This is a genomic window from Candidatus Nitrotoga sp. 1052, assembly GCF_927312905.1.
Classification (GTDB): Bacteria; Pseudomonadota; Gammaproteobacteria; order Burkholderiales; family Gallionellaceae; genus Nitrotoga.
Window position 1 is genome coordinate 20,841 of record NZ_CAKMHQ010000016.1, and the last position, 16,294, is coordinate 37,134.

General features: G+C 49.8%; 14 protein-coding genes and 1 tRNA gene. 10 read left to right on the forward strand and 5 right to left on the reverse strand.

The genetic code is table 11. The features are described 5' to 3' along the window. Positions 1–56: 56 nt before the first annotated feature. From MJ768_RS03405 to MJ768_RS03435, 7 genes are all read left to right on the forward strand, one after another. The gene (locus tag MJ768_RS03405) at positions 57–2,075 is read left to right on the forward strand and encodes a hypothetical protein (protein WP_239287967.1); all 2,019 of its coding nucleotides are present in this window, start codon (positions 57–59) and stop codon (positions 2,073–2,075) included. Between the two features lie 11 nt (positions 2,076–2,086). Next, positions 2,087–2,296 (forward strand): hypothetical protein, encoded by a 210-nt coding sequence (locus MJ768_RS03410; RefSeq protein WP_239287968.1) that lies wholly within the window; start codon positions 2,087–2,089, stop codon positions 2,294–2,296. Then, complete coding sequence (locus tag MJ768_RS03415) at positions 2,293–2,709, forward strand: YdbL family protein (RefSeq protein WP_239287969.1); 417 nt, start codon at positions 2,293–2,295, stop codon at positions 2,707–2,709. Before MJ768_RS03410 ends, MJ768_RS03415 begins: the two co-directional genes overlap by 4 nt. 288 nt (positions 2,710–2,997) lie before the next feature. Further along, positions 2,998–3,783, forward strand: coding sequence for a 3'-5' exonuclease (locus MJ768_RS03420; protein WP_239287970.1), 786 nt, complete (start codon positions 2,998–3,000; stop codon positions 3,781–3,783). Between the two features lie 2 nt (positions 3,784–3,785). After that, a complete protein-coding gene (locus MJ768_RS03425) occupies positions 3,786–4,172 on the forward strand; it encodes a VanZ family protein (RefSeq protein WP_239287972.1) in 387 nt (128 codons plus the stop codon). Position 4,173: 1 nt separating this feature from the next. Continuing rightward, positions 4,174–5,499, forward strand: coding sequence for a 23S rRNA (uracil(1939)-C(5))-methyltransferase RlmD (gene rlmD, locus MJ768_RS03430; protein ID WP_239287973.1), 1,326 nt, complete (start codon positions 4,174–4,176; stop codon positions 5,497–5,499). 3 nt (positions 5,500–5,502) lie between these two features. Continuing rightward, positions 5,503–6,318: a ferritin-like domain-containing protein gene (locus MJ768_RS03435; RefSeq protein WP_239287974.1), complete on the forward strand. Its 816-nt coding sequence runs from the start codon at positions 5,503–5,505 to the stop codon at positions 6,316–6,318. Between the two features lie 294 nt (positions 6,319–6,612). Here the strand turns inward: MJ768_RS03435 and MJ768_RS03440 are convergent, their stop codons facing one another. Continuing rightward, positions 6,613–7,296 carry a Bax inhibitor-1/YccA family protein gene (locus MJ768_RS03440; protein WP_239287975.1) on the reverse strand — a complete coding sequence of 228 codons (684 nt, stop codon included), beginning with the start codon at positions 7,294–7,296 and terminating at the stop codon, positions 6,613–6,615. Positions 7,297–7,518: 222 nt separating this feature from the next. Here MJ768_RS03440 and MJ768_RS03445 point away from each other — a divergent pair. Beyond that, a tRNA-Ser gene (locus MJ768_RS03445) sits at positions 7,519–7,606 on the forward strand. Between the two features lie 510 nt (positions 7,607–8,116). Here the strand turns inward: MJ768_RS03445 and MJ768_RS03450 are convergent. The 3 genes from MJ768_RS03450 to MJ768_RS03460 all read right to left on the reverse strand — a co-directional run bounded on the left by MJ768_RS03450 (position 8,117) and on the right by MJ768_RS03460 (position 11,849). Beyond that, a complete protein-coding gene (locus MJ768_RS03450; protein WP_239287976.1) occupies positions 8,117–8,335 on the reverse strand; it encodes a hypothetical protein in 219 nt (72 codons plus the stop codon). Between the two features lie 139 nt (positions 8,336–8,474). Next, positions 8,475–9,872, reverse strand: a complete 1,398-nt coding sequence (locus tag MJ768_RS03455) for a YncE family protein (RefSeq protein ID WP_239287977.1) — start codon at positions 9,870–9,872, stop codon at positions 8,475–8,477. A gap of 495 nt (positions 9,873–10,367) precedes the next feature. Continuing rightward, on the reverse strand, positions 10,368–11,849 hold the full coding sequence (locus tag MJ768_RS03460) for a YncE family protein (RefSeq protein WP_239287978.1): 1,482 nt from the start codon (positions 11,847–11,849) through the stop codon (positions 10,368–10,370). A gap of 619 nt (positions 11,850–12,468) precedes the next feature. On the opposite strand from MJ768_RS03460, the gene MJ768_RS03465 reads away from it, so the two are divergent. Further along, positions 12,469–12,801, forward strand: coding sequence for a hypothetical protein (locus MJ768_RS03465; RefSeq protein ID WP_239287979.1), 333 nt, complete (start codon positions 12,469–12,471; stop codon positions 12,799–12,801). Between the two features lie 320 nt (positions 12,802–13,121). Then, positions 13,122–15,506 (forward strand): phosphoenolpyruvate synthase, encoded by a 2,385-nt coding sequence (gene ppsA / locus MJ768_RS03470; RefSeq protein ID WP_239287980.1) that lies wholly within the window; start codon positions 13,122–13,124, stop codon positions 15,504–15,506. Between the two features lie 9 nt (positions 15,507–15,515). Here the strand turns inward: ppsA and MJ768_RS03475 are convergent, their stop codons facing one another. After that, positions 15,516–16,271 (reverse strand): fused MFS/spermidine synthase, encoded by a 756-nt coding sequence (locus MJ768_RS03475; RefSeq protein WP_239287982.1) that lies wholly within the window; start codon positions 16,269–16,271, stop codon positions 15,516–15,518. Positions 16,272–16,294 lie beyond the last annotated feature (23 nt).

Consider the following 16,294-nt stretch of genomic DNA (forward strand, 5'->3'; position numbering starts at 1 on the left):
AAAACCAGTTTAGCAGAAATGAAGCATGGTTTGGTATCATGGAATTGAGCTGCCATATGTTAAACAAGACAATTATTTATACCATAATCCGCCTGCTAAGTTGCAGCCTATCCGGCTTGTTGAGTTTTTGTCTGTTATTTTTGTCTGCGCCGCTCTATGCCGTGCAAATTACATTAAACGTGGCAGACGTTGCAGCACCGAGCTTTACCGCACGCGGAATTAAAGTGGTATTGGCGCAAGAGGGTTCGGCAGAATTTAGCATAGACGAATTGCATATGGCGGAAAAAATATGGCGCAAGGTACACGTGCACTGTGCGGAATTTTTGCTCAGCTCAGTTCGCGTGACATGCCATAAAGGTAAGCTGGATGCGATTCCAGACTTGCCATTCACGTTTAGTTACGAGTTTGCCTCGCAACGGTTGGAATTGCGGCTTGCCGCTAAAGCTAATGAGTTGTGGCAGGTAAGCGCTGATTTCCGCGCGCAGCCGTGGCGCGCCACAGCACTACTACGCAATGCACAAGGTAAGCGCTTGGCAGGCTTGCTTTCACCGGATTGGCCACTGCCTACACAGGGCGCTCTGAATGGCACCTTGGTGGTACATGGCGATAAAGCGGGGGTAAGCCAAATCAATGTTGATCTGCAGTTGGCCGATTTAGCTGCTGCGGATGCGAGCGGTTTGCATGCCGCCGAAAAATTGACAGGCAAGCTGCATGTAGATGCTACTCGCACAGGCCAAAAATGGGATTGGCGTGGGGCGCTTGATTGGTTGGGTGGTGAACTGTTCTGGCAACCGTTATATTTGCGCGGCGGGCATACGCTTCGGGCCTCTGGTCAGTGGGACGGTGCACAACTGAAAGTGACGCAGGCTGTGGCTAGTCTGCCGGGGGTAGGCAAGGTTGAGCTGAACGCACTGTGGGATGTTAAGAAGAGCAGCTTATTGGAAGGCCGTTTGGTTGGAATGAATCTGTCGCTGGCGAATGGCTTTGCCGATTACGCCAAACCATTTCTGGAAAAGAGCGCTTTGTCGGCGGCAGAGCTGAAAGGGCTCGTTGATGTGGACTGGCAATATCGCAATGGCGCCACCCAAGCATTACTGATTAAGCTTCGCGATGTAGCTGTAGTGGATGGCGAGAAACGATTTGCCCTACACGGTATTAATGCGGACATTCCGTGGCACGCCCAATTGCAGAATGTGGCGCATGTGGCTTTTGCCGACGGCGAATTGATGGGATTGCCGCTGGGCGCAACGCAATGGCAAATACAGATGCGCGGGAATGATTTCATTCTGCCAACCGCCACACTGCCCATACTTGACGGCAAGTTGGAAGTGAGCGATTTCCGCATGCATAGCGTGAATGATATGTGGCAGTGGAAATTTTCCAGCACGCTGACATCGATTTCCATGCAGAAGCTCAGTACCGCATTGCATTGGCCTGAGATGCATGGCTCGCTGTCTGGCTCTATTCCCAAGGTGAGCTATCAAGACAAACTGCTCAAGGTGGATGGCACCCTATTGTTTCGAGTATTTGATGGCACGGTGCTGGCAAATCACTTGGAGCTGTTTGATCCCTTCGGTCGCGCACCTCGCCTGTCGGGTAATTTGGACATGCGCGAACTGGATCTTGACCTCCTCACGCGCACGTTTTCTTTCGGCAATATTCAGGGGCGTATTGACCTGGGAGTGAACAATTTCGAACTGGTGAGCTGGCTTCCGGTGCGTTTTGATGCCAAGCTGGCAAGCAGTCCTGGAAAATATCGCAAGAGAATCAGCCAAAAGGCAGTAGAAAATATTTCTTCGCTGGGCGGAGCAGGCGGGGTCGCTGCCTTGCAGCGTAGTTTTCTGCGCATTTTTGAGAACTTCGGTTATGAACGCATCGGGCTGAGTTGTGCGCTGCACAATGACATTTGCATGATGGCGGGGGTGGAAGACAATGGCAACGCTTATACGATAGTAAAAGGTGGTGGCATTCCCGCCATCACTGTGATCGGCTACAATCGCAAAGTAGGCTGGAGTGAGTTGATAACTCGCTTGAAACGGGTATTGGAGGACAATAGGAAGGCAGTGATCAAATAAAGGAGGGCACGATGAAAAAAATTTGGACCGTACTACCTTTGGCAGGCATGGCACTGAGTGCCTGCGTTACTATCAACATTTATTTTCCCGCCGCAGCAGCAGAAAAGGCAGCTGACAAGATAATCGACGAAGTTTGGCAAACCGAGAAATCTGCTACGGCCCCGAAATCTGATAAATCCCCGTCTGTTGCACCTGAAATTAAAAAGGAGAAAGCAATATGAATAACTTAATTAAGTTTTGTTTTGCGCTGTTTGTACTGTGTGTTTCTGCCGCTGCATCGGCACAGGTAAACATCGAAATTAATACTCCCGGCGTTGTTGCGTTGAAGCAGTCAATGCAGACGCGCCATACACAGTTGGCAGAGTTCTATGCCAGCGGCGCGGTCGGGCTAACTTCTGATGGTATGGTTGCCTTACGCGATGCCAATGCTGTTCCACTGGCCGCACGTCAGAAGGTCAATGGGCTGGTTGCAGCGGAGAATCAGGACCGTAAGGCGTTGTATGCCGAGATTGCGCGCGCTAACGCACATCCCGAGTGGGAAGGTGATATCCGCAATACATTTGCACAACGCTGGATACAGCGTGCCCAAGCGGGTTGGTGGGTACAGAGCGGCGGCGGTTGGTCAAAAAAGTAACTGTCAAGAGCTAGCGAAACTGATAGTTCCGTCACTCGCTCGTGGTGCGTTCCAGCAAAACCATTACCGTTCGCGGAGAGCTTGTCGAACCGCTAGTCCCGCGCCAATACCGGCCTTCGACAAGCTCAGTCCGAACGGATTATTTGTAATTGTTTTAACGGAACGATCTACTAGTAGGATGAGCAGCTGGGAAGACAATTTGCCTCGTAAATACTCGCTTATTTTATAATTCTAGAGGAGTTTTTTAATGTTTTCATTCATTCCAACTTTACGATTCCATCGGTGTTGATGACCCCTGTTCTTGTTTTTGATATCGAAACTATTCCCGACGTTGCCGGGCTTCGTACCCTGTATGGACTTGATGCACAGGTAAGCGATGGGGATGTGGCGGAGATGGCCTTTCAGATGCGTCGCCAGAAGACAGGCAGTGATTTCTTGCAACATCATCTGCATCGCGTGGTGGCCATTTCCTGTGCGTTGCGCGAGGGCGACAATTTCCGCGTGTGGTCGCTGGGAGGGCTGGAAGACGACGAGAGCGCCCTCATTCAACGTTTCTTTGATGGCATCGACAAATATACTCCGCAATTAGTGTCATGGAACGGCGGTGGCTTTGACCTACCCGTGCTGCACTATCGTGGCCTGATTCATGGTGTTCAGTGCGCATGCTATTGGGATATGGGAGAGGATGACAAGGATTTTAAATGGAATAACTACATCAGCCGCTATCATTCTCGACATCTTGATTTGATGGATTTGCTTGCATTGTATACAGGCCGCGCCAACGCCCCGCTGGATGATCTGGCCAAGCTAATCGGTTTTCCCGGCAAACTGGGTATGGACGGTAGCAAGGTATGGAGTGCTTATCAGCAGGGCAAGCTGAATGAAATCCGCAATTACTGTGAGACCGATGTAGTAAATACTTATTTGGTCTATGCGCGCTTCCAGTTGATGCGTGGTCAATTCACACATGCTCGTTATGAGCAGGAATGTGAATTGGTGCGCAGTACCTTGAGCAAATCCCCCGAATCGCACTGGATGGAATATCTCGCTGCTTGGCCAATCGTAAAGACATAACCATGTACAAGCTTCGTCGGATCTGGCTTGCGCTGGGGGCGGTATGGGTTGCCACGATCATGTATCTTTCTCTCACACCTCATCCACCAGAACCGATGCATTTTTTAAATGCTGACAAGCTGGAGCACGCACTGGCATACAGTTTTCTGATGCTATGGTTTTGTCAGGTTTATCAACAACGGGCGTCCCGTATTCTTGTAGCGGGGCTGCTGGTCGCCTTGGGTGTCGGAATAGAATATTTGCAGCGCATGACTGCTTACCGAGTTTTTGATTATGCCGACATGCTGGCAAACGGTGCTGGCGTGCTATTGAGCTTTATTTTTATAAACATGTGCCTGGGACGAATTGGTGTCATGCTGGAAACTAAATTTTTTAAAATTGCGGAGTGAGATGACTGATAAACCCGTACACGCAAACAGCGTTGTTGTTGAATCGCTTGACTACGAAGGGCGCGGCATTGCGCATGCGGATGGTAAAGTAATTTTTATCGAAGGTGCGCTGACGGGTGAGCGCGTCACCTATTCGTCATATCGTAAAAAAAACAGCTTCGAGATAGCGCAGCTCGGCCAAGTTATTAAGCCTACTTTCATGCGCGTCCAGCCGAAATGCAAGCATTTCGGCGTGTGCGGAGGGTGTTCCATGCAGCATATGGATGCACGTGCACAGGTTGCCGCCAAGCAGCGCATTCTGGAAGACAATCTGTGGCACATCGGCAAGGTCAAGGCTCAGACTATTTTGCTGCCGATCTACGGGCAGTCGTGGGGCTACCGACAGCGAGCGCGGCTTTCGGTACGCCATGTATTGAAGAAGGGCAAGACGCTGGTAGGCTTTCGCGAAAAGCGTGGCGGCTATGTGGCGGACATGCAGCATTGTGAAATCCTGACACCTAAAATTGCCAAGCTATTGCCGCTGTTGGGGCAGTTGAATGAAAGCTTTACCACTCGCGATGCGTTGCCGCAAATCGAAGTGGCAGTCGGCGAACATGTGGACGTGCTGGTGCTGCGCATTTTACAGGCGCTTTCGCCGGCTGACGAAGAGGCAATCAAACAGTTCGCCGATACCTATGCGGTACAGTTTTGGCTGCAAACAAAAGGGCCGGAAACTGCAGTGCCGTTTTACCCGCTGGACGCACCGCCGCTGACATACAGCCTGCCAGAGTTCGGGATTACCATGCCGTTTGCACCGACTGAGTTTACCCAAGTCAATGCGGATATGAATCGCGTCATGGTAAGCCGTGCCATGCGTTTACTCAATCCTCAACCGAATGAACGCATCGCTGATTTATTCTGCGGACTGGGCAACTTCACACTGCCTATTGCGCGCAATGGTGCTCAGGTAGTGGGCATCGAAGGCAGCGCGGCGCTGGTGCAGCGTGCCGCGCAGAATGCCGCGTTTAATGGCTTGGCGAGCAACACCCAATTCAGCGCGATGAATTTGTTTGAGATAGACGAAGCGGCATTGGCGCAGTTAGGCCATTTCGACAAAATGCTAATTGACCCGCCACGCGACGGCGCGTTTGAACTGGTCAAGGCGCTGGGTACAGATGCGCCGGGTCGCATCGTGTATGTTTCATGCAACCCCGCAACGCTGGCGCGTGATGCCGAGATATTAGTGCATCAGAAGGGTTATGTACTAAAAGCCGCAGGCGTGATGAACATGTTTCCGCACACCTCTCATGTCGAGTCCATCGCGCTGTTTGAAAAGACGCAGGCATAGCACATGCTTCTTGATGTTCCTAAAGAACTCCGCTTGGCAGCGCTTCATTGGTTGGCAGAGCCGGATCCTATTCTGAAATTCGCTGGAGTAATCGCCCTGGCTCAAGCGTGGAAAAAAGGCGAAATTGGCCTGGAGGTCGATGCTTCCCTGACAACGCTGCAACACATCCCCGGTCATCCGCTACTTCCTGAGCTGGTTTCACACCTGTCAGTGCCACGCAGGTCTATGCGCACTGAAGAAGGCCGCGCTGCGCTGATTCATGCGCTGACACATATTGAATTTAATGCTATCAACCTGGCCCTGGATGCTATCTGGCGTTTCCCGGAAATGCCGCGCGAATATTATATTGACTGGCTAAAGGTCGCAGCAGAAGAAGCTCGACATTTCTCTCTGCTTTCTGCCCATCTGGGTACGAAAGGTTATGCCTACGGCGACTTTACAGCGCACAACGGTCTTTGGGATATGGTCGAAAAAACTACCGATGATATCCTCGCCCGCATGGCACTGGTTCCGCGCACTATGGAAGCGCGCGGCCTGGATGCCTCCCCGCCTCTGCGAGCCAAGCTTGCGCAAGCGGGAGATATTGCGGCAGCTGAAATTATCGACATCATTCTTGCAGATGAGATTGGCCACGTTTTGATTGGCAATCGCTGGTTTAACTGGGTTTGCGAGACACGCGGCCTCGAGCCTGTTGCGACCTATGCTTTACTTGCAGAAATTTACAAGGCACCGACGCTGCGCGGGCCTTTCAATATTGAAGCAAGACGGGCGGCGGGATTTAGCGAAAGTGAGCTGATGGCTTTGATAGCCGTTAAATGACGGCTGCTCCATTGCTTTAGGGCACCTCTAAAAATTTAGATTTCTAAACAAGACTAGGCGCGAATAAAAAATGTTGACGCAGCATATAATTGATATGTAAGGAAACATTTTTTGTGAGCAACAAAGTATTGTGACGAAATCTGAATTTTTAGAGGTGCCCTTTAGATGTGGGTGAAGTGAAGCGATATCTAAATAAACGGCCGCATAATTAACAGCTTGAACAATGATGGCAACGGAAATTTAAAATAAAAAAAGGCGGCTTGCGCCGCCTTCTCTAGCTTACTTTATTCGGATTTAGTCGCGTTCACCACTAAAGGCCATTAGCAGGCTTAGCAGGTTGACGAAAATATTATAAATATTCAAGTACAAGGACATGGTTGCCATTACATAGTTAGTCTCTCCGCCATGTATGATTTGGCTGATGTCGTAAAGAATGTAAGCCGAGAAGAGCAGCACGGCGATAGCTGAGATAGTCAGCGACAAAGCTGGAATGGCAAAAAAGATATTGGCCAGTGAAGCGACTACCAGCAGGACCAAGCCAATGAACAGAAATTTTCCCATAAAGCTGAAATCTTTTTTGGTAACGGTAGCGATGGTCGCCAAGCTAAAGAAAATCAGTCCGGTTCCGCCAGCAGCCATGCCCACAAGTTGGGCGCCATTGCGCAGATGAAGTGCATGTTGCAGAATTGGCCCAAGGAAAACACCCGCGACAAAAGTGAAGCCCAGCAGCATGGCGATGCCCCACACGCTGTTGCGCAATGCAGAGACAGCGAACAGCATACCCATCATCACGGCGAACATCAGCAGCGGAGCCATGATGGGGTTCTGTGCCATGAACGAGAAATTAGTGGATAGGCCGATAAATGCGCCCATGATGGTAGGAACCATGGTGAGAGCCAGCATCATGTAGGTGTTGCGCAGGACTTTATTTTGTACCAGCCCTAACGTACCTGGCTGCGAAATGGTTTGGTATTGCATGGTATTTTCTCCAGAGGGTGTGTTTAACAACATGTGTAAGAGTATCGAAGCAGGGCGAAAGTTGCAATGGTTGTGTTGATTAATGTGTAATAGTTGAAAAGTGACTTTAAATTAGTAAGGGATTTCGGGTATCATGCGCCCACTTTGGATGTGCGCAACTTCAACATGACTTGTTTAGTTATGCTGTAACACAGTCGCATCCCTAGTGATGTATTCAAACTTGGAAGCTTGGGTGAGTGGTTTAAACCAGCAGTCTTGAAAACTGCCGAACAGCAATGTTCCGTGAGTTCGAATCTCACAGCTTCCGCCAGTAGCATGTTTTAACCGTCTCAAATAATCTCTCAAACCCGCATGGCGTATAGCTCTGGCGGGTTTTTTAACGCCCAGGTGGTATCAAGCTGAATCAGCGAAGCTTGCATCCGTTCTATGACTATTGCAATACTTACTCAGAACGACGATGAAGACTATCGAGTCCACTATTTCATTAGGAGGAAGGTATTTTTCCTTATTCCTTATGCGGATTGAGTTGAGTGCGGCAAGGAAGTTCGTTTCAATTTGGAAACCGCCTTGTCAAGCCATAGAAGCTTGGGATAATCTAATGTTTTAGAGCCATAAGCGTTTGCATCGACTAAGAAGGAAGCGCAACTGTCTGACGCCTTCGGATACTAATAATTTTCCGCTGACTGGCATGTGCCACTGAAGGTAAAGATGCAGACAAGAATCAGAATCCTTGAGAACATAGCAGAGTGTGTCGCAAACACTGTTGTTGCACGGCGCGGTTTATAGTTCACTTGCAGCAGTTATCATGCATCAGTTGTTGCTAATGCTGTTGCTGCTGCAATATCAGCAGCAACAGCATTCCCTGCTGATATTGCTGCTGCTGCTGTAGCTGATATTGCTGTCGCTGATATTGTTGCTGCTGCTGAGACGAATCAAGCCCTTGAACTATACCCTGAGCCATTTTTGGTGCAAGCCCACAGCCATGTGCTGCGCCTGAAATACTGAAAAAAATTATAATAGCTACAACGTACTTGTTCATAAGCCCTCCCGATTCCACAATAAAAAAAACATCACATAATTTGGTTATCGGCTGGCATGTAACTTTATGTAACTTTTATTACTATCGCCGGCTGCGTAACACCAGTTATTTAATTTCTAGCGCGCTGGGCGAATTTCAATCAGTTCGGCGCACACATAACTACACCTTCATTTATCCAGCCCCGATTGATCACTTCCTGTATGGCGGGTTGGCTAGTGCTGATGCGATGATTACTGTCGACGCCTCGTGCAAATCCGTTATTGTAAGCTCGATAAACCGGCAGCAGCCCGCTTGCGCAAGTGTTGTTGATGGGCACGGTTGAAAGAAAATCCAGGCTCTCAAAATTCCATCGTTTCTCTGTAGCCGGCGTGGTTGCTTGCAACTGTTTGAGGTTATCGCATTCCGCACCGAGAAGAGCATAAAAATGTGAATTCGGGCCAGGAGATTGACTTCCATAGAAGCGGCAGACGGCGGTACTCCCCCCAGATTTGAACGTATTGCCGGTACGTATCCAACCAGGCCCCGCACTGCCACCGTCGATAGCACTCGCTTCACTTGCGCTGGCGGTAATGAAGTAGTTGTCGAGATGGGTATTGTAGAATTCGACAACGTAGTCTTCGATCACTGTGATGTTGTTATCATCGTAGCTTGTCACATAAACCTTGTTGGTCTCCGGGTTCACTGCCAAGGAGTTTGGATGCGTCCCGACGGTAACGGTGTTCGTGGTGTTGGTAGCGCCGTCTATTACTGTGACGCTGTTGCTGTCAAAGTTTGCCACATAAATCTTGTTCGTCTTCCCATTCAGTGCAATTGCAAGTGGCGTGATCCCGGTCGCCAATGTGCTGGTGGTATTGGTCGCACCATCTATGACCGTGACAGTGTTGTTGGTAGGGTGCAATACATAAATTTTGTTTGTCACCGTGTTCACTGCTAAAGTTTCAGTGTAACCTGACACAGCAACGGTGCTGGTGGTATTGGTCGCCCCGTCGATGACCATGACGGAAGAGAGACCATCAGCATAAGCATATTTCGAAACATAAATCTTGTTCGTCACCGGGTTAATCGCCACATCGCTAAAATCGTAGCCGGGCGCTACGGTTACAGTGCTGACAGTGTTTGTTGCACCATCAATCACCGAGACTGTGTCGTGGATCCAATTTCTAAGATAAATCTTGTTGGTCACAGAGTTCACAGTCATTAGGTCAATAAATGAGAAGTCTGATTGATTTGGCAGAACGATTGTGGTGCTGGTGGTATTTGTCTCGCCGTCGATTACTGTGACGCTGTTGCTGCCATGGAGTGTAACGCTGTTACTGTTACGGTTTGCCACGTAAATCTTGTTCGTCGCCGGGTTAACCGCCAAAGCACTAATATCAGAGTTGGTCGGTATGGTGCTGACAGTGTTGGTCGCATCATCGATCACCGAGACAATGTTGCTGTTAGCCATGTAAAACTTGTTTGTTGCTGGATTCACCGCTATCGCAGTAATGAACTGTGCCTGAACTGAGGTTAGCCAGTTAAGATTAACAGTATTCATGTCGTTGGTCGCACCGTCGATAACTGTGACGTCTGGAGGGACGAAAGTACTACTGTCACTGAGCGAACAATTAACCTTAGCATACTTGTTCGTGACATAAATTTTATTGCTCGCGGCGTATACCGCAATGTCATGCCAATACTCCGTGTAACTATGAAGGCAGGGGAAGGGGGGGGGAGGGTAGAAAGCTAGCGCCGATGTCGAAGAAGCACAGAGCGCCAGCCCGATTAGGAATTGGAGCGAAGTAAAATTTTTCGGTAATATATACATGGGACCTTAGTAGATAAAATTATAAGTGTTAAATACAAGTATCGAAGCGGAGTATTGTCTGATTTGTGTCTCGTGCTTCTATCGATGTTACGCATAGTGATGAAAAGGCTTTTTTTACGCTACAGCCGGTCGAGCAAGCAACCCAGCAAGTATTTCGCGAGATTCATGTACTGTCAGCTGCTTAACACCATTTATTAAATCTCTTGCGCGCTGGGCGTAGTGCAATCAGTTCGGTGCACACATAACTACACCTTCATTTATCCAGCCCCGATTGATCACTTCTTGTATGGCGGCTTGGCTTGCACTGATGCGATGATTACTGTCGACGCCTCGCGCAAATCCGTTGTTGTATGCCCGATAAACCGGCAGCAACCCGCTTGCGCAAGTGCCGTTGATGGGCACGGTTGAGAGAAAATCCAGGCTCTCAAAATTCCATCGTTTCTCTGTAGCCGGTGTGGTTGCTTGCAACTGTTTGAGGTTATCGCATTCTGTACCGAGCAGAGCATAAAAATGTGAATTCGGGCCAGGTGATTGACTCCCATAGAAGCGGCAGACGGCGGTACTACCCCCAGATTTGAACGTATTGCCGGTACGTATCCAACCAGGCCCCGCGCTGCCACCGTCGATCGCACTCGCTTCGCTTGCGTTGGCGGTAATGAAGTAGTTGTCGAGATGGGTATTGAAGAATTCTACAACATTGCTAGTACTTTCGATTTTCGTGCTGCCGTCGATCACGGTGACGGTGTTATCATCGTAGCTCGTCACATAAACCTTGTTGGTCTCCGGGTTTACTGCCAAGGCGTTTGGATGCGTCCCGACGGTCACGGTGGTCGTGGTGTTGGTAGCGCCGTCGATTACTGTGACGTTGTTGCTGTCAAAGTTTGCCACGTAAATCTTGTTCGTCTTCACATTTAGTGCAATTGTTCTCGGATTGCTCCCGGTCACAAACGTGTTGGTGGTGTTTGTCGCACCGTCTATGACCGTGAAAGCGTTAGTGAAGGGGTGCAACACATAAATTTTGTTTGTCACCGGGTTTACTGCTAAAGCGAGAGGGAAATATGGCACAGCCAACTCGGTGCTGGTGATATTGGTCGCTCCGTCGATGACTATGACGGTAGAGAGACCATCAGCATATTTCGAAACATAAATCTTGTTCGTCGCCGGGTTAATCGCCACATCGCTAATATAGTGGCCGGTCGTCGCTACGGTGCTAACATTGTCTGTTGCACCATCGATCACTGAGACGGTGCCGTTGTCAGCCAAGTAAATCTTGTTGGTCACTGAGTTCACAATCATGAATTCAACACCAAATATGCCGATTACGGTGCTAGTGGTGTTTGTCTCACCATTGATCACTGTAACACCGCTGCCGTTTGACACGTAAATCTTGTTCGTCGCCGGGTTAACCGCCAAAGCTTCAATATCAGAATAAAAGTTGGCCGGTAAGTTGCTGCCAGTGTTTGTCGCACCATCGATCACCGAGACTAAGTTTCCGTTAGCCATATAAACCTTGTTTGTCGCTGGGTTCACCGCTATCGCAGTAATGGACTGTGACGGAAGAGAGGTTGTCGAGCTAAGATTAACAGTGAGAATGTTGTTGGTCGCACCGTCGATAACTATGACGTCTGATGCTACATTAGGAATGATGTCACTGAGCGGACAAGTAACCTTATGATAAGCGTTCGTGACATAAATTTTATTGCTCACGGGATTTATCGCAATGCCATGCCAATGCGCCAAGTAACTATGAAGACAGGGGAAGGGGGGGAATGGATCGAAAGGTCGGAGAGGGTGGGAAGCTAGCGCCGATGTCGAAGAAGCACAGAGCGTCAGCCCGACTAGGAATTGGAGAGAAGTAAAATTTTTTGGAAATTTAAACATGGAGTCTTGGTAGTTAAAGTTATAAGTGTTAAATACAAATGTCGAAGTAGAGTATGTCTAATTTGTGTCTCACTGTGAGACAGCCGCTATACATTCTCCCTAAACAAGACGGAGATTTACTTTGCTCAGTTGTCAGCATTACATCGAGCTTAATCCGGTGCGTGCCGCCATGTTAAACGGTTCTGCCACTACCGCTGGATTAGTTATCGTTATAATGCCTTCTTCGACAGGTTCAGGACGAACGGATTTATTTCTTCTGCGAGAGGTTGAAATGCGGGAGGTAAAAAAATGATTATCCGCTCTATTTCACGTAAGGCCAATAAAATCAGCAAGGCAAAACGAAGAAGCGTCTATCAACCAGATCGAATCTAACAAAGTTCAGTTACTCAGATTAAAATCCCTACACGCGGACTGATTTCTGGATTAAAAAATACTGGAGAGTTTTATGTCACAAGGTTTGTGCATATCATGCGGCTATGTAGGTGAGACGGAAACTATAACCAAAGGCAGTACCGATACCGAAATCATCCTCTGGTTTTGCTTCTTGATTCCGGGCTTGATTTATTCAATTTGGCGTTTCCGTTCCCGGCATGAAGAATGCCCAATCTGTGATCAGGCAACGATCATTCCGGCTGATTCTCCCGAAGCCCAGCAGATCATTCGCGAGAACCGTGCAAAAAAGGTTGCTGCCGCGATTCCGGAATTCAGGCCGCCATCGAAAGCAGCTATCGGAGCGGGCAGGGTAGTTGGGCGTTTCGTCGGTCGTTTACTCAAATGACTCAAAAAAATACCGAGAGCCTGTGAAGCAAGCAGCTATGCCGTCCAGTCATTCGCTGTATATCATGCGGCATGGCGGCATAGAAAATGCGCACCTTTTAATTAAGGCAATGCGGAACAAGTCCGTTCGCGTTGAGCTTGTCGAAACGTGCTCATTTCAATCAATAAGTTGCCGATGGCTTTGACAGGCTCAGCCCGAACGGAGGGACTTTTTCAGCGTAGCCTTAATCTGACTTGAAGTAAATTTACTTGTTATTCACGCAAGGAGAGTTCAACCTCCGTTTCTACTATCATGTAGCCAGTCTGTGAGAGGAGAAAAAAATGGAACAGCAACGGTATATCGTGTGGCTTGAGTCATTGCGTATGAGCGATGTGGCCAAGGTGGGCGGCAAGAATGCGTCGCTTGGAGAAATGATCAGCCAGCTTGCCCATCTCGGTGTGCGTGTGCCCGGTGGCTTTGCTACCACAGCCGCAGCCTATCGTGATTTTCTCGCGCAGAGTGGTTTGGATAAGCGCATTCGTGTAGTGCTTGAGGATCTTGCTGTGACCGATGTGACGGCGCTGGCTGTGGTTGGTAGCCGGATACGGCAGTGGATTGTGGACACGTCTTTGCCGCCGCGTTTGGAAAGTGAAGTTCGCGAGGCTTATGGAAAGATGCAGGCCGAGGCTGGTGTGGATATTTCCTGGGCCATTCGTTCCTCTGCTACGGCGGAAGATTTGCCGGACGCTTCGTTCGCCGGGCAGCAAGAAACTTTTCTAAATATTAATGGAGTGGATCATGTCTTGTCAGCCATTAAGCAGGTGTTCGCCTCGCTGTATAACGATCGTGCCATTGCCTACCGTGTCCACCAGGGATTTAAACATCAGGATGTGGCATTGTCGGCAGGCGTGCAGCGCATGGTGCGTAGCGATTTAGGCGCAAGTGGCGTGATGTTTACGCTGGATACTGAGTCTGGTTTTGAACAGGTGGTACTTATCAATTCCGCATATGGGCTGGGCGAAACAGTAGTGCAAGGTGCGGTCAACCCGGACGAATTTTATGTGTACAAGCCTGCATTAAAGCAAGGTAAAGCTGCGGTGATCAGCCGTAATCTTGGCGGCAAGGCGATAAAAATGATATTCGGTGCAGGACTCGAAACAGGACGTTCCGTTCTCACAGTAGAGGTGCCGCCGGCTGAGAGGCAGCACTTCTCCATTACCGATGCAGAGGTGGAAGAGCTGGCGCGTTATGGGCTGATCATTGAGCAGCATTATGGTCGCGCGATGGATATCGAGTGGGGCAAGGACGGGTTGGATGGCAAGCTTTATATATTGCAGGCACGTCCGGAGACGGTGCAGTCGCATGAAACTCAAGGCAAGCTGAGGCGTTATCGGTTAAAGCAACAGTCCCAAATATTGGTCAGCGGACGGGCCGTTGGGCAACGCATAGGCAGCGGCCCGGTATGCTTGGTAGCGGATGCCAGCAAGATGAACCAAGTGCAGCCAGGCGACGTTCTGGTGACGGATATGACCGACCCTGACTGGGAGCCGGTAATGAAGCGCGCGTCTGCGATTGTCACCAACCGAGGCGGGCGCACCTGTCATGCGGCCATAGTGGCGCGCGAACTAGGCATTCCGGCGGTAGTAGGATGCAGCGATGCAACGCAAATTCTTAAACATGGCGACGCCGTGACAGTTTCTTGTGCCGAGGGAGATGTCGGCAAGGTGTATCAAGGCATGCTCGACATTGAGATGTCGGATTTGGCGCTGGATGAAATGCCGACTCCGCCAATTAAAATCAGTCTGAACGTGGCGAACCCGGAATTGGCGTTTGAGTCCAGCCGTTTGCCCAATGCTGGCGTGGGGCTGGCGCGGCTGGAATTCATCATCGCACGGATGATAGGCGTACATCCCAAGGTGGTGCTCGCCTATCCCAATTTGTCAGCGGAGTTAAAAGTGCAGGTGGAGGCTAAGACCGCAGGTTATGCCACGCCGGTAGATTTTTATGTTGAGAAGTTGGCCGAAGGTATAGCCATGCTGGGCGCGGCTTTTGCACCTAAACCGGTGATCGTTCGCTTTTCAGATTTCAAATCCAACGAATATTCCAGCTTGCTAGGGGGGTCTCAATACGAGCCGAATGAAGAGAATCCGATGATCGGTTTACGCGGCGCTTCACGTTACATCGTGGACAGCTTCCGTGATTGTTTTGCGCTGGAGTGCCGCGCCATACGCCGGGTACGCGATGAAATCGGGCTGACCAATATAGAGGTCATGATTCCCTTCGTACGCACGCTGGATGAAGCCGAGATGGTGATAAAAGAACTGGCTAAAAATGGCTTGCGACGGGGCGAGAACGGCCTGCGCCTGATAATGATGTGCGAGATTCCTTCCAACGCGCTGCTGGCCGAGCAGTTCCTGGAATATTTCGATGGTTTTTCTATTGGCTCAAATGACCTGACTCAGCTTACTCTCGGTATAGACCGTGAATCGGGGTTGATAGCGGGGGCATTCGATGAGCGCAACCCGGCAGTGAAAGCGTTGCTCAGCATGGCGATTCAGGCTTGTCGCAAGGCCAATAAATACATTGGCATTTGTGGACAGGGCCCGTCCGATCACCCTGATTTGGCGCAGTGGCTGGTAGAGCAAGGCATTGAGGCAGTTTCGTTGAACCCGGATACCGTCGTGGAAACATGGCTATATCTGGCTGAACAGGCTGCTAAAAAATAATAGGCAAGGCTATATCTCAAGCATTCCGCCTTTACATGTCTTTGCTTGCTCCAATCGCGTCAGGGTTGGCAGCAGGTTGAGGCCAATTTCTTTTTTTAATATCAGCGCCTGGTCCTTCAAGTCATCCATCGAAATGCAGATTGGGTCGCCCGCTGCGGCGAAGGCAATGGCATTGCCACTGTCGCAGGAAGGAAAAGCCAGGACGCGGCCATCAAAGGCGCTGCGGATGCGTTCGAGACTATCCTTGAAGCCACGGCTGTGCCCCAAAAGATTGACGGCCATGATGCCATCTTCGCTCAGGTGGGCGCGTACAACCTGATAGAACGGCAAGGTGTCGAGGACACCAGCGCGGGCATTGGCATCAAATCCATCCACCAGTATCAGATCATAGGTCTGGTCGCTGTTGGCGAGAAATTCGGCACCATCACCAATCACTATTTTCAATCGCTTGGGGTCTTCCGGCAGCTTAAAGAATTGGCGGGCGGCAGCGACTACCCCGGGTTCGATTTCTACCACAGTAAGGTTGGCCAGAGGTTGGTTGCGATAAAGAAACTTGGTTAGCGAGGCGGCACCGAGACCAATCAATAATACCTTGCGGGGAAAACGGGTCTCTTCGCGTAATAGTAGGCTCGTCATCATTTCTTTGGTGTAATCGAGCTCCAGGTTCCATGGACGCGCGATGCGCATCGCACCTTGGATCCACTCAGAACCAAAGTGCAGGGTGCGGACGCCGGATTCCTCGCGAATATCAATTGAGACGCTCATAATTTTTACCGTAACTTGTGTTT